This is a genomic window from Desulfobacter hydrogenophilus, assembly GCF_004319545.1.
In the GTDB taxonomy this organism is placed as follows: Bacteria; Desulfobacterota; Desulfobacteria; order Desulfobacterales; family Desulfobacteraceae; genus Desulfobacter; species Desulfobacter hydrogenophilus.
Genome location: NZ_CP036313.1, coordinates 1,874,375 through 1,897,900, shown reverse-complemented (window position 1 = coordinate 1,897,900; position 23,526 = coordinate 1,874,375). Strand labels below are relative to the sequence as shown.

Here is a 23,526-nt window from a genome sequence, read left to right as displayed (position 1 = left end):
TAAAGGAAATAAGGTCTATGAAGAAATCGAAGCCATAAATTCTTGGTAAAAGTACAAGTCTGCTGTGGTTGCACCACGTAAGCCAATAACTTTACTCGCGAATTTCTGAGCGTGTTGGAGGCTTTCAGCAATGGAGCAGCCGCTTCGTAACCCGTGAATATATACAGCGCTGAAGGCGTCTCCAGCGCCAACAGTATCAACGATTTTCAGGTTTTTTTCTGGAACCAGCGAGTGGAAATCTCCTGCAGCGGTTCTGATGATGGTACCTTGTGCCCCCCGGGTAACTATCAGCTGTTCAAGTTCATAGGTCGTTTGCAGCTCAGCCATCTGTTCTTCTATGCTTGTGGTTTCATGCTTTCCCAGCAGTTGCAGTTCCTCCTGATTCATTTTCACCCAGTGGGCTTTTTTGAGCCAGGCAAGAGCCTCTTCTCTCTGCCACCAGGGCGAACGCAGGTTGACATCAAGAAAAATCTTCAGCTTATTATTGTGGCTTATTTTCTCATAGGTGCTGCGGGATACCTGGTTTCTCAGGCAAAGGGTACCATGATAAAGGATGCCATGGGCAGGCGGTGCGGACAGTTGAGCGCTGGTGATAAAATCGTAGGCGCTGGGGGCGGCAATATCGTAGCGTGGTTCACCCGCATCAATTGTAATGTCAACCTGTCCGGTGGGATTCTCATCATCGACCTGCACCGCGTTTGTGTCCATCTGCCATTTTTCCATCGCTTTTAAGACCCTGGTGCCCTGACTATCTTTTCCCACCCGGGAAATCAACGTTGGTTGATCACCAAAGGCCTGGAGGTGCCAGGCTACATTGAACGGGGCCCCGCCCAAAATCTCTTCACCGGTTGGAAAACAGTCAAAAAGTACTTCCCCAAAAATGTAGAGTTTGTCTTTATTCTCTTTCATGGTATTTTTATTTTTTCTCCTATTTCCGGGGCAAAGTATATAAGCCCCTGCAAGACTCCGGCGGTGTAATTGCCACCAAGGGCAAAGTTCTTCTCCTCTGCCAGATAGAGGGCTTCGGAGTGGCCGTTTTTGTCAGCCAGCTCTATAGCCCTTTCTTTGATATCATCTTCCGCATTGGCCACAAGAATCGAAGGGATCGAACTGCCCAGCACCTGCAGATCGTTGCCACTGTCACCGGCAAAAACTATTTCCCGGGTTTTGTAGCCTAACTGCTTTTGCAAAAATTCAATGGCATGCTTTTTAGTTGCGTTACGCGGCAGGATGTCAAGCAGGACGACTTGCTCAGGTTCATCAAGGCTATGAATCAGACTAACATTTGCCCCCAGTTTTGCCAATCGGGTCTCTACGTTTGCAAGGATACTTTTGAGATCCGCATCCATAGATATATAATAGCTTAACTTAAAGTCGTTCTGCTTATGTGCTTCCTGCAACTCCAGCTCAACTATTGTGTTGAGGGCCTTTTGCAGCTGGTCATGGGTTTTTCCCTGCCAATCTTTTGCAATCAGTTCCTGCCAGGTCTGCATTTTTTGCCATGTACTCTCTTTTTTATCATATATTATTGTACCTACATCTGAGATAATATATTCAGGTTCAGGGAGATCATATTCTGAAATTGCCTGTTTTACGAGGGCCAGAGATCGCCCGGTGACATAAACCAGCTTGACTTGCGGTATGCTGCAGAGCTTAGCAAACTGTGGGCGGGCATCCGGGTGCTCTGTTTGGCGACCGTTGGGGATGATCGTTCGGTCCATATCGGTACAGAGGAGTAATCTATTCACCATTATTATTTTCCTCCGATTCCCGTGGATCCTTGCAGGTGTCAAAAAAATCGTAAAATTCAAGTGCTTCCAGGATTCCTGCAGCATATGGTGGGTTGGATAAATAGATCCGCTCAATATCATCAAGCTGGGACAATTCGTCATGGTAGCGGTTGGCCACCACCGCAGCCAAGGTATTGCCCCGCATCATATCCTCATCAGCACCTGAACCACCGGCGACAAAAACAGCTTCCAGCGGTATGGAGAATTGTTCAACAACGTAGCGTAACGCCATACCCTTGGAGGCTCTCAGGGGCAGGATATCAAGAAACTGCTCAAAAGCTGCCTGGACAAAAACCGCCTGCTCTTCACGATGCAACAGCTGTTTAACCTCTTCAATGTCAGCTTTTTCAGGATCGATGTAGTAACTCAGCTTAAAGCGACTTTGTTCAACATTGGGCTGATTTTTCAGCCCGGGAAAATCGGTGAGAAGACCTTTTACCCTGCGTCGTGACCACTGGTAATCAATGTGGTTCGTCCAGGCGGTGTCGGTGGTCAGCTTCGGGGCGTGATATATTTCTGTGCCGCTGCTTGTGATCAACACGTCAGGTACTGGGATTTTATGTTTTTTCATTAATTTTAAGGCGGAATCAAGGCGTCTTCCAGTGGCGATGATAAAGCGACTGCTGGTGCGATGTTGTCGAAGGAGGGTCATCAGTTTGCCAAGAGATTCATCGTCACCAATCAGATTGTGGTCGAGATCACTGACTATGGCCCTGTCGCGGTACAATCCCTTGCGTGGCTTGGTCGGTTTGCGTTGCAGTTGTTCAGAACGGTCAGCGATGGGCTTGATAATTGTAAAATAGCGTTTTGCATGAGCTTCCCATGAATAATGTGCCTTGACGCCAATGAGTCCCTGGGTGGCATATTTGAGCCACAGGTCTTTGTCACCAAACAGCTTTAACAGGGCGTCTGTGATTGTTTCCGGTTCAAGCGGATCAATAAGAAAGCCGTTCTTACAGTTATTTATAATATCCTGTGGGCCGCCATCTTCGGTGGCGACAATGGGCAGACCAGAGGCAGCCGCTTCAATCAACGTCAACCCGAAAGGTTCCGTGAGGGCTGGGTTGACAAATACGCCACCGGTAGCCGCGGTAATCCTGTAGATTTCGGGAACCTGATCACGCCTGTGGTGCTTTGGCATAGTCACCTTGCCGTAGAGGTCGTAACGGTCTATGGTGACCAGCAGTTCATGGAAAACCTCCTGTGCGCCGTCTTCGAGGTCATCTATATCATCACGGTTACCGGCGATGATAATAAGGTTAGCCAGCTCCTGGAGTTTTGTGGATTGACCGAAAGCCTCGATGAGCGCGCTGATGTTTTTCCGTGGGTCCGGTCGAGATAGTGCTAAAATAATAGGTTTTTCAGGTGATTTCAGGTGACGGGTCAATTCTTTAAATAGAGAACTTTTCACCTCATCGCCTGATGCGGGGGTAAACTGGTTAAGGTTTGTACCAGGAGGAACGACCCGCATCTGGTCCGGCTGATAGTGGTCGTACAGTTCGTATTGCTCTGAAATTTCTTGAAGAGTGCTGGTGATGACACGTTCTGCCGTTGCCAGGGTCAGTTCCTCGGCTTCAATCCGCCGACTCATTTTGAAACGGGTTTCGATTTCCTTTGCCTTAAGTCCACTTGCCAGCAGGCGGCTTCGCTTGACACGGCCCAGGGAGTGACCTGTATGGACAAGGGGGATTCCCAGTCTGCTGGCAAGATGTGAGCCTACATAGCCCGCATCGGCATAGTGGCTGTGGATAATATCTGGAAAGGAGTTGTTGGCATGAAAGAAGGCATCCAGATTGTCACTGAAAGAATCGAGATGATCCCAGAGCTCTTCTTTAGCGAGATATTCCTCTGGTCCGGCATCAATCCTGACGATGCGAAGGTTGTTGGCGTATTTTTCTATGGGCTGTGCATAGTCTGGAGAGACGTTTTTATCGACCACGCATTGGGTGATCAGGTCAACTTTTCTGATGCCGGGTTGTTTGGCCAATGCCTGGGCAAATTCCACCACGTAGAGCGTCTGGCCACCTGTATCTGCATCGCGGCCCAGTTCAAGATTATTCCAGCGAATGAGGCCGTGAATGCTCAACAGGACAATATAGAGTCCTTCTTCTTTTTGAGTCATTAAGTATTCCTCCATAACAAACTTTCAAAAGTACAATATTATACCTACAAATTTGGGCATCCTTCATTTCCCGCTTTACACTTTCCAGATGCCGACTCCCATTTTTCGGAAACCTCCATTCAAAAAGTGTAAAGTACTTTTGGGATCATATGAAGGATACCCAAATTTTTTAGGTTCTATGTACCATAGGCTTATCCGTGTAACAGCCATGGGCTGACCTAGTCTATCAACACCCAGACTCAACCTACAACGAAACATGAAAGTAATTCAATAAATTCTTTTGACTTTCATATAGAAGGTGCAATTGTATGGATATGGTGCTCTAAAATAGATCCCCGGCCTTGCTGCCTGACCCGGGATCCCTTGAGAAATAAGTTTATTTGTGACATTCTGTTGAGCAGGAGAGGCAGGAAGAGGGATTTTGTCCTGTCTGACCGCAGGCAGCATTGCCTGGCGTTGAGTGAACTACCTAAAAACATTAGTTTATCTGGAAGAATCTTGTTTAAAAAGACAATTTGAGGTATGGAGAATAAAGGCGTATCATGCATAATCCAATCGCAATAAAGGAGGGGTATGAGCGGCATTCTTTCAATGATCCTTGCAGGCGGTGAGGGTACCCGTCTATTTCCCTTTACGAGTAATAGGGCTAAGCCAGCTGTTCCCTTTGGCGGTAGTTATCGAATTATTGACTTTGTCCTAAATAATTTTGTCAACTCAGATCTGCATAGCATATTTGTGCTGACCCAATTTAAGTCACACTCTTTGATGAAGCATCTCAGTCAGGCATGGCGTATTTCCGGTCTGACAGGATATTTCATAGATCCCATACCCGCACAGATGCGTATGGGTAAGCACTGGTATAAGGGTACCTGTGACGCGATCTACCAGAATTTAAACCTTATTGACGACTATGATCCTGAAGTTGTCTGTGTATTTGGCGGTGATCACATCTATAAAATGGAAATCAGACAGATGATTGACTTTCATAAAAACAAGGGGGCTGAACTTACCGTGGCTGCCATTCCGGTTCCCGTTGAAATGGCAGGTCAATTTGGTGTCATAGAGGTTGATGAAAACGGTAAAATGATCGGTTTTGAAGAAAAACCAAAGCAAAATCCCAAAACCATTCCCAATCGTCCGACCCATGTTATGGCCTCCATGGGTAACTATGTGTTTGATGCGGACGCCATGGTCAATTATCTCCAGATCGATGCTGAAGACGACGATTCAATTCATGATTTCGGTTACAATATCCTTCCCATGATGTTTCCCAATGGGAATGTTTATGTGTATGATTTTTCCACAAACGTAATCATGGGAGAACCTGCTAACTCAAAGGGATACTGGAGGGATGTGGGCACAGTGGACGCCTACTATGAGGCCAACATGGATCTGATTGCCGCGACTCCCTCGTTTGATCTTTATAACCGGCACTGGCCCTTGAGAAGCTACTCACCTGCAGTTCCTCCGGCAAAATTCGTTCACAACCAGGAGGAAAGAACAGGTCATGCCATCAACTCTGCAGTTTCTTCCGGCTGTATCATAAGCGGTGCCCTTGTAAACAAGAGTATCCTCGGGTACAGGGTTCATGTTCACAGCCGTACTTCGATCGAACAGTCGGTCATCATGGGCAATACCGATATCGGCCCCGACTGCCGCATTCGTCGAGCCATTATTGACAAGGATGTGATGGTGGCACCGGGCACTATTATTGGAGAAAATCCAGAGCTTGATCGTCAGCGTTTTCAGGTATCTGAAGGTGGTGTTGTTGTGATTCCCAAGGGCGCAAGGGTGGGGTTTGTGTGATGAAAATTCTCATGATCGTGTCGGAGATGGATGGAATCGTCAAAACCGGGGGGCTTGCCGATTTTGGAGCGGCCATGGCAGAGGCACTAGTGGACAGAGGACATGATGTAAGAGTTGCGCTTCCAAAGTACAAGGATCTTTCGTTGTGGTCAAAAAATCCTGTTCCCCTTTATTTTAACCTGAATCATTTCCAACGGTATGGGTGTCTTGTTCACCCGGTTCATCTGGGATCGGTTGCCGTCCGGCTTATTGAACACCACGATTTTTTCAACCGGGACGGCATTTATGGGGATAACAATTTTTCCTATCCCGACAATGTGCTTCGTTATGCTTTTTTTTGTAAGGCCGCTTTGGAAGACTGCCTCAAAAGCGATTGGATCCCGGATATTGTGCACTGCAACGACTGGCAGACCTCCGTTGCTCCCTATTATCTCAAGGAACATTACCTTGACCGCCCTGAATTTGAAGGTACCCGATCTCTTTTGACAATTCACAATGGGTATTTTCAGGGTAAGGAAGACAGGCGATGGATAGATGCCATTGGCATCCGGCCAGAGCGGTTTACCCACGATCTAATGGAGGAGTATGGCCTTTTAAATCAGCTTAAATGCGGCATCATGTACGCCGATGCGATAAATGCAGTAAGCCCGGGATATGCAAGGGAGCTTCTTTCCCCTGATACCTCCCACAACCTGTGGCCGTATCTGAACAGTAGAAAGGTGAGTTTCCAGGGCATCCTCAACGGATGTGATTACAGCCTCTGGGATCCCCGGACTGACCCCTTTCTTCCCCATCACTTTTTCTCCGGGGACTTGACAGGAAAACAGCGATGTAAAAAAGCGCTCCAGAAGCGGATGGGCCTTCCAGAAAAAAGCAAGAATCCCTTGTTGGGGCTTGTGGCAAGGCTTACGGCTCAAAAGGGGTTTGACTATCTTATTCCGGCCCTTGAGCGTCTCCTGTACGAAGACCCCCCAATTCAAATTGTTTTGCTCGGTTCGGGTGAACCTGAATATGGTTCCCGACTCCATTATCTTCAACGTCAATATCCCCAAAAAATGGGTTTTGTCAATGGATATGACAATGGGTTGTCACATCTGATTGAGGCGGGGTCTGATTTTTTTATGATGCCGTCTCTTTTTGAGCCCTGCGGACTGAACCAGCTTTACAGCCTGGCCTACGGCACCCTTCCGATCGTCAGAGAGACAGGCGGGCTGAAAGACACGGTTGTCGGGTTTGGCAAAGACTCTGCCACGGGCATAAGTTTTGTATCTCCGGATAATGACAGCTGCTACAATGGGCTTAAACAGGCCATATCCCTTTACACCGAAAACCACCCCCTTTATCTTGAAATCCAGCAACGGGCCATGAAACAGAAGTTTACCTGGGAAAAGAGTGCAGAAGAGTATGAGGGACTATATAGAAAAATGCTTAAAAACTGTAATAGGGGAGAACTTTGGTAAATTCGGGGGGCACTTTACATAATCCCCAATAATTAAGTAAGGTGTCCCCCGAATTCATTAAAAAGAGTCTACGGCATGTAAATCTTAGCCACTTTTGGGTCTGATGTTGAAATAGCGCTATCTGTTTTTCAACTTTTCAAGCTCATTTGCGAGATCTTTTAGATCCGGCCTTTTATTGATATCCCCGACATTAGCATATTGCAGAATCCCTTCTTTATCTATAACAAACAGAGCTCTTTCGCTGACGCCATCAGAGCGAAGAACACCGAACATGTCCGCCACTTTACCATGGGGCCAAAAATCAGAAAGGACATGAAACCACAATGTCCCCATCTGGTTCGTCCATGCAAATAATGTAGGAATGCTATCAACCGTAATTCCAAGAAGAACAGCATCATTTTCGTCAAATATAGATTTTGCAATATTATATCCCGGCCATTGGTCAGAGCATACCGGGGTCCAGGCAGCCGGAACAAAGGATATAACCACATTCTTTTTCCCCTTTAATTGATAAAGAGAAATCTTTTCTCCCGATATCGAAGGAAGCGTAAAATCAGGAACTTTTTCACCGACTTTCAGTTTCAATACGCTGTCTATCGGTTTTAAGTTGCCCGGATTGTATATGTTATTTTTAAATGCGTCTGAAAGTCCAAAGGCATTGCCACCTAAAAACCCAGAAACAACAAAAAAAATGGTAATAAAAAATAGATGCTTTCCCATGGCAAACACCTCCTTATTCCAATCCTGAACGTTTTAAAATCCTGTTTAGAAACTGCTTGGCATTTTTGGGGCCACCAAGCTGTGAATAAAATATGGTCGCTTTTCCGTTGTCCAATATTTTGAGACCGATAAAATAGGGTGTTCTGACCTCGCCGATTTTTTGGTGAATGGAAAAATCTCCATCCGGAAAAAGCGGAAACGGTACGTCATACTTTTTTTTGAAAAACTCCATCTCAAAATCGGAGTTACCCGCACCAATTCCGATGAGCTTTACTTTGCCTTTTAAGTTTTTGCTATTTTCTATTTTTCGATAAAATTCATTTATAGTCGGTGCTTCCCTTTGACAGTGAGGGCAGTACATACTAAAAATTTCAATGATCACCACCTTTGTTTTTATTTGGGGTATTTTAAAAGTACCTTCCCCTGTTATACCCAGATATTGTTGGTGTTCCTGATTTTCTGGAATGGTCAGCTCCATGTCAGGAAGTTCTTTGCCCTCAGCCAGTGGATTGCCATACGAATAGACAGGATATATTGTTGAAGTCAGAAAAACCAGTATATATAGCCACATAGATTTCATTTTCATAATGATACACTCCTTATATTTCAAAATATTTTAATAGCATATCAGTTAAAATTCGGCTTCCGTATATCCCGCCTAGCGGGACGGCGTTGTGGTGCATTTCATAACCATTCAAGGTACGGTGAGTACACCTCATGGTTATCTCGTTTTAGCCGGGTATATCTTTGTATGCTGTTGCTCTTTACCGGGCAATTAAAAATTTTTACAGGTTCATTACCATTTGCATCGACAATTGGATCAATTCATCGTCATGCCCAACCATATTCACGGCATCGTTCAACTCGTAGGGGCTCCCCTTGCGGGTGCCCGTGTTCCGAATGCGGTTTCCCGTAACAATTACCATTATGATGGTTTTCGGGCGACCATGGACAATGACCGGGCGACCGCAAGGGTCGCCCCTACGGTTGGGAATATCATTGGGGCGTATAAATCGTTATGCGTTCAAAATTGTCTGCATGTGTATTCTGCTTTAAACATCGTTGTAACCTTTAGATTAATAAGAGAAAGCGATATGGAAACTCATTGGATAGCGTCTCACCCGCTCAAGGCGGGACCAAACCTATAAGTAGCAAAGACAGTAGGATACCGTTTTAATTATTTAGAAGACTTTCTCGACAATCCATACATAACTTCCCTTGGAGTCACAGACGCCCACAGAGACGATTTGGCAAGTTCCTGATGACCAACAAACAGCAAAGGCGGTTAAAAAAAGGCCCCATCTTGTCATCTTTAAACTGCCATTTTTGGTCTCAAAAAGTTAGGTTTAAGGCTGTTTTTAGCCTTGTTTTTAAAACCTTTTCTTTTTTTATCAATCACTTGGCTTGGTCCGACCCCGCTCAACCAAAACGACGACTGGAAGATGTAATCATGAGTAGGAAAAACAGCTTTCCTCCTCCACAATGATAGACATAGGGCACACTTAACGTTAAGTTCACCGGCGAGCCTCAGCGAGTCCAGCGACCACAGGGAGCGATGGTGAAACGCCTGGTTATATGCAGTGTTAAAATCATTTTTGTTTTAGAAAGGAAACCCATCATCTTCTTTAACTTCGTTCATATGTTCGTAGAAATTATCTTTTACAATAGCTTCAATTTTTAGGAGTACGTCATTTGGCAAATCCAAAATATTAGATGCAATTTCATCTTTGATTTTTACCTCTTTTGGATTTCCATAACTCGTAATCGCTGAAACTTCTGTGAATCCTCTTAACTCAAATCTGTTTAATACTGCTGGGTATTTTTTAGATAAAACATCTTTAATATCGTTGATTTTTTCCCATTCGGTAATGTTAGAAACTTCATTTTCTTCTTGCCACCCAGTCATTAGCTTTACTCTACTAGTGTCAATGATATAGTGAAGAAGTAATAATTCATCAACTTTTAATCTATTGGCTTTAACTAAACCCAAAAATTTAGAGTATAAATCTCCTTTTTCGATTTGTACAAGTTCGGGGCTATCTTTCGGTGCAGTTTCTTTTTTTACAACTTCTATTTTTTCTATCTTGGGAAATATTGGATTTTCAGAAGGTCCGTGGTCATGGTTTAATTCCGATTTAATATTATCTATTTCAGTGATGAATTTTTTTACACTTTGTGAAATCAAAATTGAATTGTTAGAGAGTTTAAAAATAGTTGATAGTAATTGAATAAAGGATAAAAACTCTCTCTTCATCATTAATGTGAAATCCAATTTCCCTTGGGTCCAACGCACCACTTTGAAACTCCTTACTTGATAAGTCGAAATCCGGAATAAAAATAGCAGCATGGTTATTTTCAACTATCCACGCAGCTCCCATTTCATTTAGACAAGCGATACTTTCGTAATACTGTTCAGAGAGTAAATATACAACGAACGGTTTTTCCTCAATTTGATATTTTAACCAATGAAAAATATTTTGACCAACAGGTATTCCATATGCAACATTACTTGTGAATATTATCTCGTCTTCTCTGATACCAAGATTTCTAAGAAGTTCTACAAGCAACGTCCCGTAATCTTTATTTTTTGAAGAATGTGATATAAATATTTTCATGTTCTTTATTCCTGTATCAGTTGTTTATGTTTGTTTGCCTAAACAACTAATCTTCTTTATGTATATAACAAGTTGATCTGTAGTTTCCGTTTATCTTTCATGTCCACTTATCTAACGGGATCACATACGAAAAATAAGAATAACCAGATCTGCATAAATATTTAAAATATCAATGATGAAATCATTAACATTATCTGGAAAGGCTTGCAAATTTTCCCTTCAATTTGGCACATAGTTGACTAAGCACTTATTATTATCCAGAACTATCGAAATTCTCATGTGTTCAAATGACATTCTTCTGCCTGAAATGAGTAAAATCAAGGCGTTTGATAATGGTATGAAAGGTGACCAGCTATGTTTTCCAAAAGGGCAGGACTGGAAAAAGTAATGTTGGGACGATTGCCAGAGTTACGAATAATTATCCTAATCAAAACTATGGCATAGGTTAAATTTTTACAATACCATTTGAAAGCATTATTTTTTCAAACAAAAATAATTCAATTTTCAGGACATAATTTAAGGAAAAACCGCCCCCCAAATTATGTCTATTATTTTTGCCCAAGGGCCTTGCCCGAAAAGGCGATGACTACTTTTGAAGTGTGTCAGCGGGACCTTCGGGCAAAAAATGAACACTTCTTTTTCCAGTGGAGGGTCAATGTCGATGCCCCTTGATGAAGACTGGAATTCAAAGGGCTTATATTTAATGCAAAATTCTTAGCGTATATTTACGCGCGAATATGAGTGGCACCCTAAAGGGCCGTGGATTAAAAGAACTGGGGCCCAACGGCCCTCATCACGATATGACAACTCATAATCATTTATTTCAACAATACTCATACGGGTAAACTATCGGTAACCGGTTAAAATAATTTACACATGAAGAAGGTGTCCCATTTTAGTCTGTTTGCACATGAGATATCCAAGGTTGTACTTATTGGCTTCCATTTCAATGGGGACCTGTTCTACTACGGACAGGCCATATCCTTCCAAGCCGATCATTTTTTTGGGATTGTTGGTCATTAGACACATTTTTCTTACTCCCAGGTCCACCAGCATCTGAGCTCCGACCCCGTGGCCCAGAAGGCCCGAATCAAAGCCGATTTTTTCATTGGCCTCAACCGTATCCAGCGCCTGGAGCTGGTATTCGTAGGCTTTACGTTTATTTACAAGGCCGATTCCCAGATCTTCCTGGTGAAGGTAAAGAAGGGTTTTTATTTTTGAGCCTAATTTTTTATTAACAGCAGTTTTTGTATATCCTTCTTATTTCATCACGGGAGTACCCCGGAATACCACGGCTTTTAAACACCTTATTAGCAAGGTCTGTCATAATTTCTATTTCCGGATTCTCAATACCTGCTTCCAGGAATGTTGTCGGTGCTCCGATTGAGCGATAGAACTTTTTTAGCCCTTCAATTACATCGTCAACATTGTCTGTATTAATGCCAAGTATATTGCGCCCAAATGTAAGAATGCGGGTTAGATGAACTGTCGCAGCGTGTTTCATCCAGGACGGCGTGAGGACTGAAAGGCCTGCTCCGTGAGCGGTATCGTGGTACCCGCTCATTGACATTTCAAGTGAATGGCAGGGCATTCCCCAGTCTGGAATACCAACCTGAACAATCCCGCTCCAGGCAAGTGTGGCTGTCCACATAAATGAGGCACGTGCATCATAATCGTCGGGCTTTTCCATTATTACATCCATTGCTTCCATTACAGTTTTTACCAGCCCCTCTATGATACGGCCCTGCAATGCAAGTTCATCTGAGGATGTTGTGAAATAACTTTCGGTGAGATGTGAAATAATATCAGTACACGCATATGCTGTCTGCTGAAGTGACAAAGTATAAGTTGTTTGCGGGTCAAGAAAGGCTGCAACAGGGTTCAAAATCCCCTGGGCAATTATATTAAATTTTTCATTTGTTTCATCATTGCATAGAACTGATATGCCGTTCATTTCCGAACTTGTTGCCGGAAGCGTCGGAATGGCAAAAAGCGCTATAGATTCTGCCACGGTTTCCTTTTTGCAGTAGAAATCCCAAACATCAAAGGGCACCAATGCTCCGGCAGCAACAGCCTTGGCTTCATCCATGACGCTGCCGCCCCCTGCTGCGATAATAAGATCAACATTGTTTTCTTTTGCTTTGGCCACTCCGTTACGGGCGTGATTCAGTGAAGGATTACCTTTTACGCCTGCATGTTCAACAATGTTTATTCTGCACTGTTTCAAAGCTTTCATTACCGTATCGTAGACACCGTTGGCTTTAATACTTCCGCCACCGTAGACAAAGAGCACATTTGAGACGTCTTGTGTTTCCAGCTCATGGACAAGGTTGTCCAGTGCTGTTTTACCGAAATATACTTTTGTCGGATTATGGTAGTTAAAATCTTGCATATATTTTAATCCTTTTATTTTGTTCTTAGGAATGAGTCCGAAATAACTTTATCTTGGAGCGCGGGCGTCTCGCCTGCATCTTTACTGCGGGCGGGACGCCCGCGCTCCCGGATAGAGCAAAATGAGCAAGTTATTTAGGACCCATTCCTTAAATGTCGATGGTTTGGTTTTTCAATCTTTGGCCCAGGACTTTGCCCGGTCCACAGCTTTTTTCCAGCCTCGCAGGCATTCATCCACCTTTTCCTGGCTTTGGTTCAGATGAAAGCAACGGTCTTCCTGCCAGAAGGATTTAATCTGGTCCATGTCCGTCCATACACCTACGGCAAGACCGGCAAGGTACGCCGCCCCCATGGCAGTGGTTTCCACATTCTTGGGACGGCTCAAAGAGACGCCCAGGATGTCCGCCTGGAACTGGCATAGATAATTGTTCGCACTGGCCCCGCCGTCCACTTTAACGGTTTGTAATTTAATGCCCGAATCTTTAACCATGGCGCCGATCAAGTCGTTAGCCTGGTAAGCAAGGGATTGAACCCCGGCCCGGATAATATGATTTTTCGTTGTTCCCCGGGTAATGCCCAGCATGGCCCCTCGGGCATAGGGATCCCAATAGGGAGCGCCCAGGCCGACAAAAGCAGGCACAATATAAAGCCCTTCGGATGAGGGTATGGCAGTGGCCATCTCTTCGATTTGGGCCACATCAGTAAAAAAATCCAGGTCATCCCGCATCCACTGCATCAGTGCACCCGCAATAAACACCGAACCTTCCAACGCATAAGTGACCCTATCGCCGATCTGCCAACCGATAGTTGTGAGCAGCCCCGAGGGCGATTCAATGGCTTCGGCCCCGGTATTCATCATCATAAAGCAACCGGTTCCGTGAGTGATCTTTGTCATTCCCTTTTCATAAGCGGCCTGTCCGAACAAAGCGGCCTGCTGGTCCCCTGCGACACCGGCAATCGGTATTTCATGGCCGAACAGTTTTTTGTCGGTTTTGCCGAATATGCCGCTGGAAGCTTTGACCTTGGGAAGAATATCTTCGGGAATGTCCAATTTTTCCATCAGAACCGGATCGTACTTAAGATCATGAATATTGAAAATCATGGTCCGGCTCGCATTGCTTACATCTGTGGCATGGACGGCTCCTGCCGTCAACTTCCAGATCAGCCAGGCATCCACGGTTCCCACCTTCAATGTTCCTTTATTGGCCAGTTCCCGGGCTTCTATGTTGTGTCGCAAAATCCAGCGGATTTTGGACCCGCTGAAATAGGCGTCGGTCACCAGGCCGGTTTTTTCTTTGATGACTTTATCAAATCCTTCCGCCTTTAAACAGTCGCAGTAATCCGCCGTCCGACGGCATTGCCAGACAATGGCCTTGCCCACCGGTTTGCCTGTTTCTTTGTTCCAGGCAATGATGGTTTCCCTCTGGTTGGCAATACCGATGGCAGCCACATCACCCAGGTTGAGCTTTGCTTTTTTAAGGACGGCATCCATTGTGTTTTTTTGGGATCTCCATATGTCTTCAGCTTCCTGCTCCACCCAACCGTCTTTTGGGTACTGACAGGAGAATTCTTCACCTGCAACAGCAATGGTTTCACCCTTTTCATTATAAAGGATGGTACGAGAATTTGTTGTACCCTGATCCAGGGCCATGATGATTTTGGACATGGGAACCTCTGATTGTTAAACAGGCTTTAAATTTATCGAATTTCACGTCAGCAGATACTCTTTGGCCAAACCGACATATGCATCCTCCTGGTCCGTCTGCCATTTGCGATCATAGCCCAGCTCCTCAGCCATGATCCGGGCCACTTCCGGGGCCGCATCCATACTGGCCCGGGCATCCAGCAACAGGGCACGGCTGCGTCGGGCTAAAAAATCCTCCACGGTTCTGGCCATCTCTTCCCTGACCGCCCAGATCACTTCCGCTTTAATGTAAGGAAGCTTTTCATGGAGTTTTTCGCCCATGACCGGATCAGCGTTGACGATTTTTTTGATATAAATGGCATCGGACCCATAGTAACTTAAAGGATCTGTCTTATCGAAATGCTTCAACCATCCATGGATTCTGAGATCTTTGGTGATACAAGGCTGATCTTTCAATCCGGCCACCAGGGATGCCTGGTTGACGGTATCCTCGGCCATCTTGCGATAGGTGGTCCATTTGCCGCCGGTGATGGTCACAAGACCCGATTCCGAAACGACCAGGTAGTGGTCCCGGGAGATGGCTGCCGTGCTCTTTCCTTCTCCGACGTTAACCAGGGGACGAAGTCCGGCAAAAACGCTTTGAACATCATCCCTGGTGGGATCTTTGGTTAAATAGGCGGCGGCATGATCAAGGATGAACTTAATTTCCTCCTCCAATGCCCGGGGTTCCAGGCTCACCTCCGGTACTTCTGTATCCGTGGTGCCCACAACGACCTTGTCATGCCATGGTACGGCAAACAAAACCCTTCCGTCAGCGGTCTGGGGTACCATGATGGCCGAATCTCCAGGAAGAAACTCCTTATTTAGGACCACATGAACCCCTTGACTGGGAGTGATGATGGGTTCGGCGTCGGGATTTTCCATTTTAAGGATCCCGTCGGTGAAAACACCGGTGGCGTTGACCACCACCCGGCTGTGAATGTCATACTCATCACCGGTTTCCATATTCTTTGCGGTTACCCCGTCAATCATTTCACCGGCCCGGGTAAACCCGGTCACTTTCATGTAATTGACAGACACCCCCCCATGTTCAACCATGGTCTGGGCCAGGTTGACGGCCAGGCGGGAATCGTCAAATTGACCGTCAAAATAGACCACGCCCCCTCGCAGCCCTTTGGGCTCCAGGGTGGGAATCCGCTTCAATGTTTCTTCTTTGGAAAGATGTTTCGAAGGTCCCAGCCCCAGTCTGCCGGCCAATAGATCATATACTTTCATACCGGCTCCGTAAAAAGGGCCGTCCCACCACTCATAGTTGGGTACGATAAATGCCTGATGACTGACCAGATGCGGGGCATTGCGAATTAGGAGGCCACGCTCATGGAGGGCCTCAAGGACCAGGGAAATATTGCCCTGACGCAAGTACCTTACCCCGCCGTGAACCAATTTTGTCGACCTGCTGGATGTTCCTTTGGAAAAATCATGCTGTTCCAGCAGAAGGGTTTTATACCCCCTTGATGCGGCATCCAGCCCCACACCCAATCCGGTTGCCCCTCCGCCGATGATAATAAAATCCCAATAACCGTCATTTTCTATTAATTTTTTGATCATTTCTTCACGATTCATAGACGACTCCTGTTCTTTTTTATACATGCCACGTCACGAAAAAAATTTCAAAGCAGCCTGACTGGACCTGTTGTTGATCAGTTTCTACATTGCCGGATAAAAATTTGATAAACAATTTTTTGATTTACTTGCATGCATATACATATATCATTAAATATCACTAATTCATAAAAGGAGGTAGACATGCCACACTTACAATTTGAAATTAATAAACAGGTTGAAAATAGCGTTAAAAATACGTTTGCTAATGAAATACGTGCCGCCTTTGCTGAAATAATGGATACTGGAACTGACCATATCGCCATATCAATCAGAGAATACAGTAAATACAATTTAACGATCGGTCGGGCCAAGCCGGAAGATGACATTTGTCTAATGAATCTTGATATCAGGGAAGGCCGTACCATAAAACAACGAAGAGAACTGGCACTTCGATATATGAATATTGTCAAAAATAATTTTAATGTAGAAACTAAAAATCAATATATCACCTTCACCCAGCATCCTGGTGAAGATTTTCATCTGGTTGAAAAGTATTTAGCCAGCTGGGAGACTGGTGAAGACCCCTTGGCCGATTAAACGCCTGTTTAAAAATAGATGAACGGCTGCAATCAATCACGGAGAAACATCTTGCTATGACCCGCCATTTTGAAAACGGCCTTTCCTTACTGCCCGGCAAGGTAAAGAATCGCCCCGGCATTTCAGACCTTCCTGTGGTGTCGGTGCTGGGGCAGGTGAATAAAGCCCTGGAAAAGAAAGCTTATGCCCTGCTTGCAGCCCCGCCGGGCGCAGGAAAGACCACCCTTGTGCCCTTAGGCCTTATGAACCGTCCCTGGTTGAAAAATAAAAAAATCATCATGCTGGAACCCCGACGGCTGGCTGCCCGGGCCTGCGCCGCCCATATGGCCGAACTTCTTGGGGAAACTGTGGGTCAACGTATCGGATACCAGGTCCGCATGGAAAAATGCATTGGCCCCCAAACCCAGGTGCAAATTCTCACCGAGGGGATTCTCACCCGCAGGCTCCAGTCTGATCCGGGACTGGAAGGCGTGGGGCTTGTTATTTTTGACGAATTCCATGAACGCCATATCCATGGGGATCTGGCTCTGGCCCTAAGCCTTGATGCGGCTGAAGGCTTTGCCCAAGACCTGCGCATTGCCATCATGTCCGCCACCATGGAGACCCAGGCGTTGTCCGATCTTTTGGGAAATGCCCCGGTTATTTCATCCCAGGGCAAAGCCTGGCCTGTGGAAACCATATATATGGATCCGCACCATCAAAAGGGCGCATCTGGTTCCAGGCCGGGATGGGCCGGGATTCTGCCAACCTGTCTGAATACCGTGGTTAAGGCCATGACCTGCCATGACGGAGATATTCTGGTATTCCTGCCCGGTGCCGCAGCCATCCGGCGACTTGCCGAAAAACTGAATGAAAAATTTAAACAGGACCCAGCTGTAAAAGTAATCTCTTTGTTCGGTAGTCTCTCTTTCAAAGACCAGAAAACCGCCATTGAGCCGGCTGTAGCAGGAAACAGAAAAATCGTTCTGGCCACACCCATTGCAGAGACATCCCTGACCATCCAGGGTATCCGGGTGGTGGTGGATGCAGGTTTAGTCAACCGACCTGAATTCTCACCGGGCCGGGGCATGACCCGGCTTGAAACCCGGCCGGTGTCCAAAGCATCTGCAGACCAGCGCCGGGGCCGGGCCGGCCGCACCGCTCCGGGCATCTGCTACCGATTGTGGCCCCAATATGTGCACCAGGGTCTTGTGCCGTTCAACCGTCCGGAAATCCTCAACGCGGATCTGGCCCACCTGGTCCTTGAACTCTCCCTTTGGGGGGTGCGTGATCCGTCCGAGCTCAAGTGGCTGGACATCCCGTCCACGCCGGCGGTTGCAGCGGCAAAAGGTCTGCTTATTTCCCTGGGCGCCCTGGACCATGGGGGCGCAATCACTACCCATGGCCGGGAGATGCTGGTTGCGGGCATCCATCCCAGGCTGGCTCATATGATTCTTCGGGCCAAAGAGATGGGACAAGGCTTTTTAGGGTGCTGTCTGAGTGCATTGGTTGAAGAAAAGGATATCGTTTCCTTTGAATATGGACGCCGGGACCCCGATATCGTACTGCGCCTGGAGAGACTGGCCAAACTATCCCAACCCAAAAACCAGAAAAGAGCTTTCCCCCACCGGGAACGGGCATTGTCCATCCTGGCCCAGGCCCGGCGTCTTGCCGGCCTGTTTAATATTCAAGGCCGGGGCATGGATATGAATGCGGCCGGAAGACTTCTGGCCCAGGCTTTTCCGGACCGGGTCGCGGTCAGACGCAGTGCCGGATCTTTATCCTTTCTTACGGCCAAAGGCAATGGTGTGTTCTTTGACACGGAAAATACCTTATCTAACCGCGACTTTATCGTGGCCGTTGACGTGGACGGCCAGGCAAAAAATGCGCGTATTTTTCTGGCTGCGGGTCTGGACCGGGCAGATTTGAAAAATGATTTTTCAACGGATCTGGAAACGCAGGATGTCGTGGACTGGGACCAAGGGACCGGTTCCGTAAAGGCGATCAGACAAACCCTTTTTGGCCGGATTGTCGTCAGCCAGAAGCCGTTACCCGCACCGAACCCGGAAGCGGTGAAATCCGCCATGATCCGGGGGATCAGGCAAAACGGTCTTCAAACACTTGACTGGCAGAAAAAAACCATGAATTTCAGGCACAGGGTTGTTTTTCTAAAGACGCTTGCCAAGGCCAGACCGGATTTTGCCCGGTTGCCCGATGTGGGGGATAAGACGCTGACAGATACCTTAACAGACTGGCTTGGCCCCTTTCTTTCCGGGGTGCCTTCTGCTGCCGGACTCAAGCGCGTGGACCTGGATGCCGCAATAAAAGCGCTTTTTACCTGGGATCAGTTAAAAATGGTGGACCGGCACGCCCCCACCCATATCCGGGTGCCGTCCGGATCTTCCGTCCCCATCCGATATGCGGACAAAAACGGGCCGTTGGATTCTCCGGTGCTTGGGGTCAGAATCCAGGAAATATTCGGCATGGCCGCCACCCCTGTCATTGCCGCAGGCCAGGTGCCCTTGACCCTTCACCTGCTCTCGCCTGCATCCCGGCCGGTTCAGATCACAACCGACCTGGGTCATTTCTGGGCCCATACCTACCAGGAGGTGAAAAAGGATCTCATGGGGCGCTATCCCAAGCATTACTGGCCCCAAAATCCGCATACGGCCCAGGCTACGGCCAGGGCCAAACCCAAAAGCCTAAGTAGCGTTCCAAAAAGATGACACATGCTAAAAACAAGCGTATACCACGCTTAATCGCCGGATACCGCGCCCTGTTTTCCAAGATCGGTTTTAAACTGATTGTGCTGATTCTCTGTGTTCTGATGCTCTCCATGGGATCGCTGGCCTATCTGGCAACCGAACTGATGGTCGAATTCGGGGAATACAGTGTCGGGATCAATAAAAAACACATCCGAAAAAAAACGACTCTGTTCCTTTCCAGAATTATGGAGGAACAGGCCCGACGCTATGAAAACAGTTTCAGTAAAATCAGCCTGTCCTCGGCCGTGATTGCCCGCCAAGCCGCCCTTCTCCTGGACCAGAAGCTATTTCTAACCACCGAAGAAACAAAAGACTGGTCTTCAAGCAGTGGTTTTCAACCGGATCTGGGGGTTTTTTCAGACAACCATTTTTTTTTCAAATCCAGCCTCTGACCCTTTTACCGTGCTGTACTGGGGGGACACCCGGGTTTCACCGAAAATCAAACATGATATTTACCTGATGTCCGCCATCTGGCCTTTGCTGTCAACGGTAAAAGACCGGACCCCGGAATCCGAAGCCATTTATGTGGTCACGGAAACCAGCTTCACCCTGTATTATCCCAACACACACATGGTGGAAAAACTCAAACCCATCCAGGAATACGAAATCAAAGACGGCATCTGGTACCGGATGGCCCGCCCGGAAAACAACCCCGGCCGGGAAACCATCTGGACCCCGGTTTACCAGGATGAAGCCGGAAAAGGACTCATGACCTCTGCCGTCACCCCCATCTACGGAGAACACGGCGATTTTTTGGGGGTGGCGGGTATTGACATCACCCTGGACCGGATGATCGAGGATATTCTGGGCAACCATTCGCCGGGACATGATCCGAGTACGGGCATGTTTTCATTTATTGTAGACCACCAGGGCCGCATCATTGCCTTTTCCGGGGAACAGTCAGCTGCTTTAGGCCTGCCTCCCCGGCCGCCGGATATCGGATACGGAGACCTGCTCGGACAAAATCGTCTGGATTCCCAATACGAGGCGGTCAGGGACATTGCCGAGGCCATTGCTTCAAAAAAACGAACCATTCACCGCCTGGAACTTGACCATGATCCGATGCTGCTGTCATCACGGGTCATTCCCTCCACCGGATGGCATCTGTGCATTGTCACACCGGAATCCTTTATTTTGTCCTCGGTCAGGCAGACCCGGGAAGCCATTGAAGCGGCGGTGGACAACATGAACCTACGGTTCCGGGAAATGATCTTCATTTCTCTGCTGATCTGTGTGATGTGTATTGTTATTTTTTTAAGCAAACAGGTCATCATCCCCATGAACCGGCTGATCCAGGGAGCAGGAAGGGTCAGGGACGGCGATCTGTCCGTCCGCCTTGAACCGGGCGGCAGGGATGAGATGGGCCAGCTGACCTGGATGTTTAATACCATGGTCGGGGAACTGGAAAAATCCCAAGCCCGGTACAAGGATATTTTCCAGTATGCCGTTGAAGGCATTTTCCAGTCCACGCCGGACAACCGGCTGCTGAGCGCCAATCCGGCCATGGCCCGGATTTTTGGATTTGATTCCCCTGGGCAGATGGTGGCACAGGTTACGGACATTGAGTCCCTTTACCTGTATCCGGAACAACGCCGGAAATTTATACGGATGGTCAAGGAGAAACGGGCGGTCTCGGGATTTGAAGTCAAGTGCTTTAAAAAGGACGGATCCGTGATCTGGACCTCATTGAGCGCTCGGGCCGTATTAGATCCGCAGGGCGAATTGCTCTATATTCTGGGCTCCGGCGAGGACATCACTGAACGGAAAAAAGCCGACACCGCCGTAAAGCAAGCGTCGGAACTGGCAAGGGAAGCCAGCCAGGCCAAAAGCCGTTTTCTGGCCACCATGAGCCATGAAATCCGGACGCCTGTGAATGCCATTATGGGAATGACCGACCTGACCCTGTCCACGGCGTTGAACCAGGAACAGCGCAAATATCTCAAGGTCGTTCACCACTCTTCGGAACACCTCTTGTCGCTCATTGACGACATTTTGGACATCTCCGCCATTGAAGCCAAAAAAGTGGAAATCGAACACCAGCCCTTTGATCCGGACCGGCTCATTACAGAGGTGGTGGATATGTTTTCAAATGCTGCAGCCCGGAAAGACATCCATTTGTCCCATACGGTCAAAGGGCTGCCCAAAGGCCTCAAGGGAGACCCGGCACGGCTGCGTCAAATCCTGGCCAACCTGGTGGGCAACGCTGTGAAATTCACCCAGGATGGATCTGTCGTCATTACGGCTGAACCGGCACCTAATGATCAGGAAAGAACGATCAGTGGAACCGTTCCCATCCGTTTTTCCGTTCGGGATACCGGAATCGGAATCCCGGAAGGCCGGGCAGACACTATTTTCCAGGAATTCACCCAACTGGAAAGCTCTTTGTCCCGAACCTATGGCGGCACCGGGCTTGGGCTCGCCATCTGCAAAAAGCTGGTGGACCTGATGGGTGGAACCATATGGGTGGCGCGTGCAGAACCTTGTGGAAGTATCTTTTATTTTTCAATCTGTCTGGAACCCGCCCGGAAGGAGGACATTCCCGTGTCTGTTCCGTTCCAGTCCCGGCAAAGGAACGACGGATCTCAGACAGCCCCAAAAGATGGAATTTATCTTAAATCCCGTCGCATCCTGGTGGCAGAGGACTTTCAAATCAATCAGGATGTAATCCGGCCGGTTCTTGAAAAACAAGGCATAAAGGTCACCATGGTGTCAAACGGGCAGAAAGCCGTACAGGCAGTCCGGGAAAATCAATACGACCTAATTCTCATGGACATTGAAATGCCGGTCATGGACGACCTTGAAGCCACACGGAAAATCAGAAAGATGGATAACCCGCAAAAATCATCCATCCCCATTGCCGCACTGACCGCCCATGCCTTGAAAGGGGATAAGGAACGGTTCCTGGCTGCGGGAATGGACGAGTACATCACAAAGCCGGTTCAGACCGGTAGGTTGATCCAAACCATTTCACAGCTGCTGTCCACCGGAACGGATGATGAATTCCAAGGGCTGACGGAACCGAAATATTTCGATCCTGACCGCGCCCTTTCCCTGGTAGATCATGACGATGAACTGCTCTTGATTACCTGCCGGTCCATTCTCACCCATCTGCCGGTCTACCTGGAAGAACTGGATCGGACTGTGAAACAAAAGAGCCATAAAGAGACGGCCCGCCTGGCCCATTCCATTAAAAGCGCAGCCAAGAGCATGGGTGCGGATAAATTGGCAGCAATGGCCTTTGAACTGGAGCAGGCCGGCGACAGGCAGAATGAGAAAGAGACCGCCCGCCTGCTGGACGGTTTCAAACCGGCCGCCCTGGATATGCTGGCACAGGTTTCTTCATTTACCGATAAAAGGGTTCCATTAAACATTTAGGGAACAATAAAGAACAGACCACAATTTTATAAAACTCTCATTGAGGTCACACGGAAGACAGAAAATCATGATTTTACGTTCTGAGCGCAACAATTAAAAGTTAATTGCCTTGACATACTCACCAATTACTGTATCCTTTGTAGTTATCGCACTACTTTAAAGTGCTTCAGTTTCTTCCTTAGATATTTTCCCCGAGAAATCAGTGATTATTCTTTAAGATCGAGACGATTTATTTTTATTTTTGTTTAGGAGAATGGTTATATGTCAGACGGTATCGTAAAATGGTTTAGCGAGTCAAAAGGTTTTGGATTTATTGAACATGCAGGTGGTGGTAAAGATGTGTTCGTCCATCATTCAGGCATCAATGCAGCTGGCTTTAAAGTTCTCAATGAAGGTGATCATGTATCATTCGACATTGAAGAGGGCCCCAAAGGACCATCAGCTGCAAATGTGACCGTTATTTAAAATACCATTTTAAATATGTGACATTTTAGCCCCTGAGTAAATTATTACTCAGGGGCTTTTTTATTTTCACTCGATCATCGAGTTTCAGCTATCCTCAAATACAACCGCTCCAAAATTCCAAGATATATATTCAACATTAAAAAGGGTTACATTCAAAAGATTTTAACGGTATAAAAACAAGAAAAGTAGAT

The 23,526-nt window shown here is 47.0% G+C and carries 19 protein-coding genes; 7 read left to right on the top strand and 12 right to left on the bottom strand.

Annotated elements, in window-relative coordinates:
* Nucleotides 1–15: 15 nt before the first annotated feature.
* Genes EYB58_RS08165 through EYB58_RS08155 form a run of 3 tightly spaced genes read right to left on the bottom strand, consistent with a single transcriptional unit; the run spans nucleotide 16 to nucleotide 3,912 of the window.
* Complete coding sequence (locus tag EYB58_RS08165) at nucleotides 16–909, bottom strand: carbohydrate kinase family protein (RefSeq protein ID WP_111952503.1); 894 nt, start codon at nucleotides 907–909, stop codon at nucleotides 16–18.
* Entirely contained in the window at nucleotides 906–1,751 is an 846-nt protein-coding gene (locus tag EYB58_RS08160) for an HAD-IIB family hydrolase (RefSeq protein WP_111952502.1), read from the bottom strand. Before EYB58_RS08160 ends, EYB58_RS08165 begins: the two co-directional genes overlap by 4 nt.
* Complete coding sequence (locus tag EYB58_RS08155; protein WP_111952501.1) at nucleotides 1,741–3,912, bottom strand: HAD-IIB family hydrolase; 2,172 nt, start codon at nucleotides 3,910–3,912, stop codon at nucleotides 1,741–1,743. Before EYB58_RS08155 ends, EYB58_RS08160 begins: the two co-directional genes overlap by 11 nt.
* Before the next feature lie 573 nt (nucleotides 3,913–4,485).
* Here EYB58_RS08155 and glgC point away from each other — a divergent pair.
* Together glgC and EYB58_RS08145 are read left to right on the top strand one after the other, a co-directional pair.
* Nucleotides 4,486–5,718, top strand: a complete 1,233-nt coding sequence (gene glgC, locus EYB58_RS08150) for a glucose-1-phosphate adenylyltransferase (protein ID WP_111952500.1) — start codon at nucleotides 4,486–4,488, stop codon at nucleotides 5,716–5,718.
* The gene (locus EYB58_RS08145; protein ID WP_111952499.1) at nucleotides 5,718–7,178 is read left to right on the top strand and encodes a glycogen synthase; all 1,461 of its coding nucleotides are present in this window, start codon (nucleotides 5,718–5,720) and stop codon (nucleotides 7,176–7,178) included. The genes glgC and EYB58_RS08145 overlap by 1 nt, the downstream gene beginning before the upstream one ends.
* A gap of 117 nt (nucleotides 7,179–7,295) precedes the next feature.
* Here EYB58_RS08145 and EYB58_RS08140 read toward each other — a convergent pair whose 3' ends face one another.
* The 9 genes from EYB58_RS08140 to EYB58_RS08105 form a co-directional block, all read right to left on the bottom strand.
* On the bottom strand, nucleotides 7,296–7,898 hold the full coding sequence (locus tag EYB58_RS08140; protein WP_111952498.1) for a peroxiredoxin: 603 nt from the start codon (nucleotides 7,896–7,898) through the stop codon (nucleotides 7,296–7,298).
* Nucleotides 7,899–7,911: 13 nt separating this feature from the next.
* Nucleotides 7,912–8,508 (bottom strand): peroxiredoxin family protein, encoded by a 597-nt coding sequence (locus EYB58_RS08135; protein WP_242637594.1) that lies wholly within the window; start codon nucleotides 8,506–8,508, stop codon nucleotides 7,912–7,914.
* A 175-nt stretch (nucleotides 8,509–8,683) separates the two neighbouring features.
* Nucleotides 8,684–8,824 carry a hypothetical protein gene (locus EYB58_RS23120; protein WP_163354409.1) on the bottom strand — a complete coding sequence of 47 codons (141 nt, stop codon included), beginning with the start codon at nucleotides 8,822–8,824 and terminating at the stop codon, nucleotides 8,684–8,686.
* Between the two features lie 674 nt (nucleotides 8,825–9,498).
* Nucleotides 9,499–10,194 (bottom strand): hypothetical protein, encoded by a 696-nt coding sequence (locus EYB58_RS08130; RefSeq protein ID WP_131072031.1) that lies wholly within the window; start codon nucleotides 10,192–10,194, stop codon nucleotides 9,499–9,501.
* On the bottom strand, nucleotides 10,103–10,513 hold the full coding sequence (locus tag EYB58_RS08125) for a toll/interleukin-1 receptor domain-containing protein (RefSeq protein WP_111952495.1): 411 nt from the start codon (nucleotides 10,511–10,513) through the stop codon (nucleotides 10,103–10,105). Before EYB58_RS08125 ends, EYB58_RS08130 begins: the two co-directional genes overlap by 92 nt.
* A gap of 870 nt (nucleotides 10,514–11,383) precedes the next feature.
* Complete coding sequence (locus EYB58_RS08120; RefSeq protein WP_111952494.1) at nucleotides 11,384–11,728, bottom strand: GTP cyclohydrolase II; 345 nt, start codon at nucleotides 11,726–11,728, stop codon at nucleotides 11,384–11,386.
* A gap of 19 nt (nucleotides 11,729–11,747) precedes the next feature.
* Nucleotides 11,748–12,905, bottom strand: coding sequence for an iron-containing alcohol dehydrogenase (locus EYB58_RS08115; protein ID WP_111952493.1), 1,158 nt, complete (start codon nucleotides 12,903–12,905; stop codon nucleotides 11,748–11,750).
* A 171-nt stretch (nucleotides 12,906–13,076) separates the two neighbouring features.
* Nucleotides 13,077–14,570 (bottom strand): glycerol kinase GlpK, encoded by a 1,494-nt coding sequence (gene glpK / locus EYB58_RS08110; RefSeq protein WP_111952492.1) that lies wholly within the window; start codon nucleotides 14,568–14,570, stop codon nucleotides 13,077–13,079.
* A gap of 42 nt (nucleotides 14,571–14,612) precedes the next feature.
* Complete coding sequence (locus EYB58_RS08105; protein WP_111952491.1) at nucleotides 14,613–16,172, bottom strand: glycerol-3-phosphate dehydrogenase/oxidase; 1,560 nt, start codon at nucleotides 16,170–16,172, stop codon at nucleotides 14,613–14,615.
* A 183-nt stretch (nucleotides 16,173–16,355) separates the two neighbouring features.
* Here EYB58_RS08105 and EYB58_RS08100 point away from each other — a divergent pair, with 183 nt between their 5' ends.
* The 5 genes from EYB58_RS08100 to EYB58_RS08080 all read left to right on the top strand — a co-directional run bounded on the left by EYB58_RS08100 (nucleotide 16,356) and on the right by EYB58_RS08080 (nucleotide 23,335).
* The gene (locus tag EYB58_RS08100) at nucleotides 16,356–16,751 is read left to right on the top strand and encodes a tautomerase (protein WP_111952490.1); all 396 of its coding nucleotides are present in this window, start codon (nucleotides 16,356–16,358) and stop codon (nucleotides 16,749–16,751) included.
* A gap of 56 nt (nucleotides 16,752–16,807) precedes the next feature.
* Complete coding sequence (gene hrpB / locus EYB58_RS08095; RefSeq protein ID WP_111952489.1) at nucleotides 16,808–19,456, top strand: ATP-dependent helicase HrpB; 2,649 nt, start codon at nucleotides 16,808–16,810, stop codon at nucleotides 19,454–19,456.
* The gene (locus EYB58_RS08090; protein ID WP_111952488.1) at nucleotides 19,453–19,887 is read left to right on the top strand and encodes a hypothetical protein; all 435 of its coding nucleotides are present in this window, start codon (nucleotides 19,453–19,455) and stop codon (nucleotides 19,885–19,887) included. The genes hrpB and EYB58_RS08090 overlap by 4 nt, the downstream gene beginning before the upstream one ends.
* A 67-nt stretch (nucleotides 19,888–19,954) precedes the next feature.
* Nucleotides 19,955–22,870 (top strand): hybrid sensor histidine kinase/response regulator, encoded by a 2,916-nt coding sequence (locus tag EYB58_RS08085; protein ID WP_131072030.1) that lies wholly within the window; start codon nucleotides 19,955–19,957, stop codon nucleotides 22,868–22,870.
* Between the two features lie 261 nt (nucleotides 22,871–23,131).
* Nucleotides 23,132–23,335 carry a cold-shock protein gene (locus EYB58_RS08080; RefSeq protein WP_111952486.1) on the top strand — a complete coding sequence of 68 codons (204 nt, stop codon included), beginning with the start codon at nucleotides 23,132–23,134 and terminating at the stop codon, nucleotides 23,333–23,335.
* The last annotated feature ends 191 nt before the right edge of the window (nucleotides 23,336–23,526 follow it).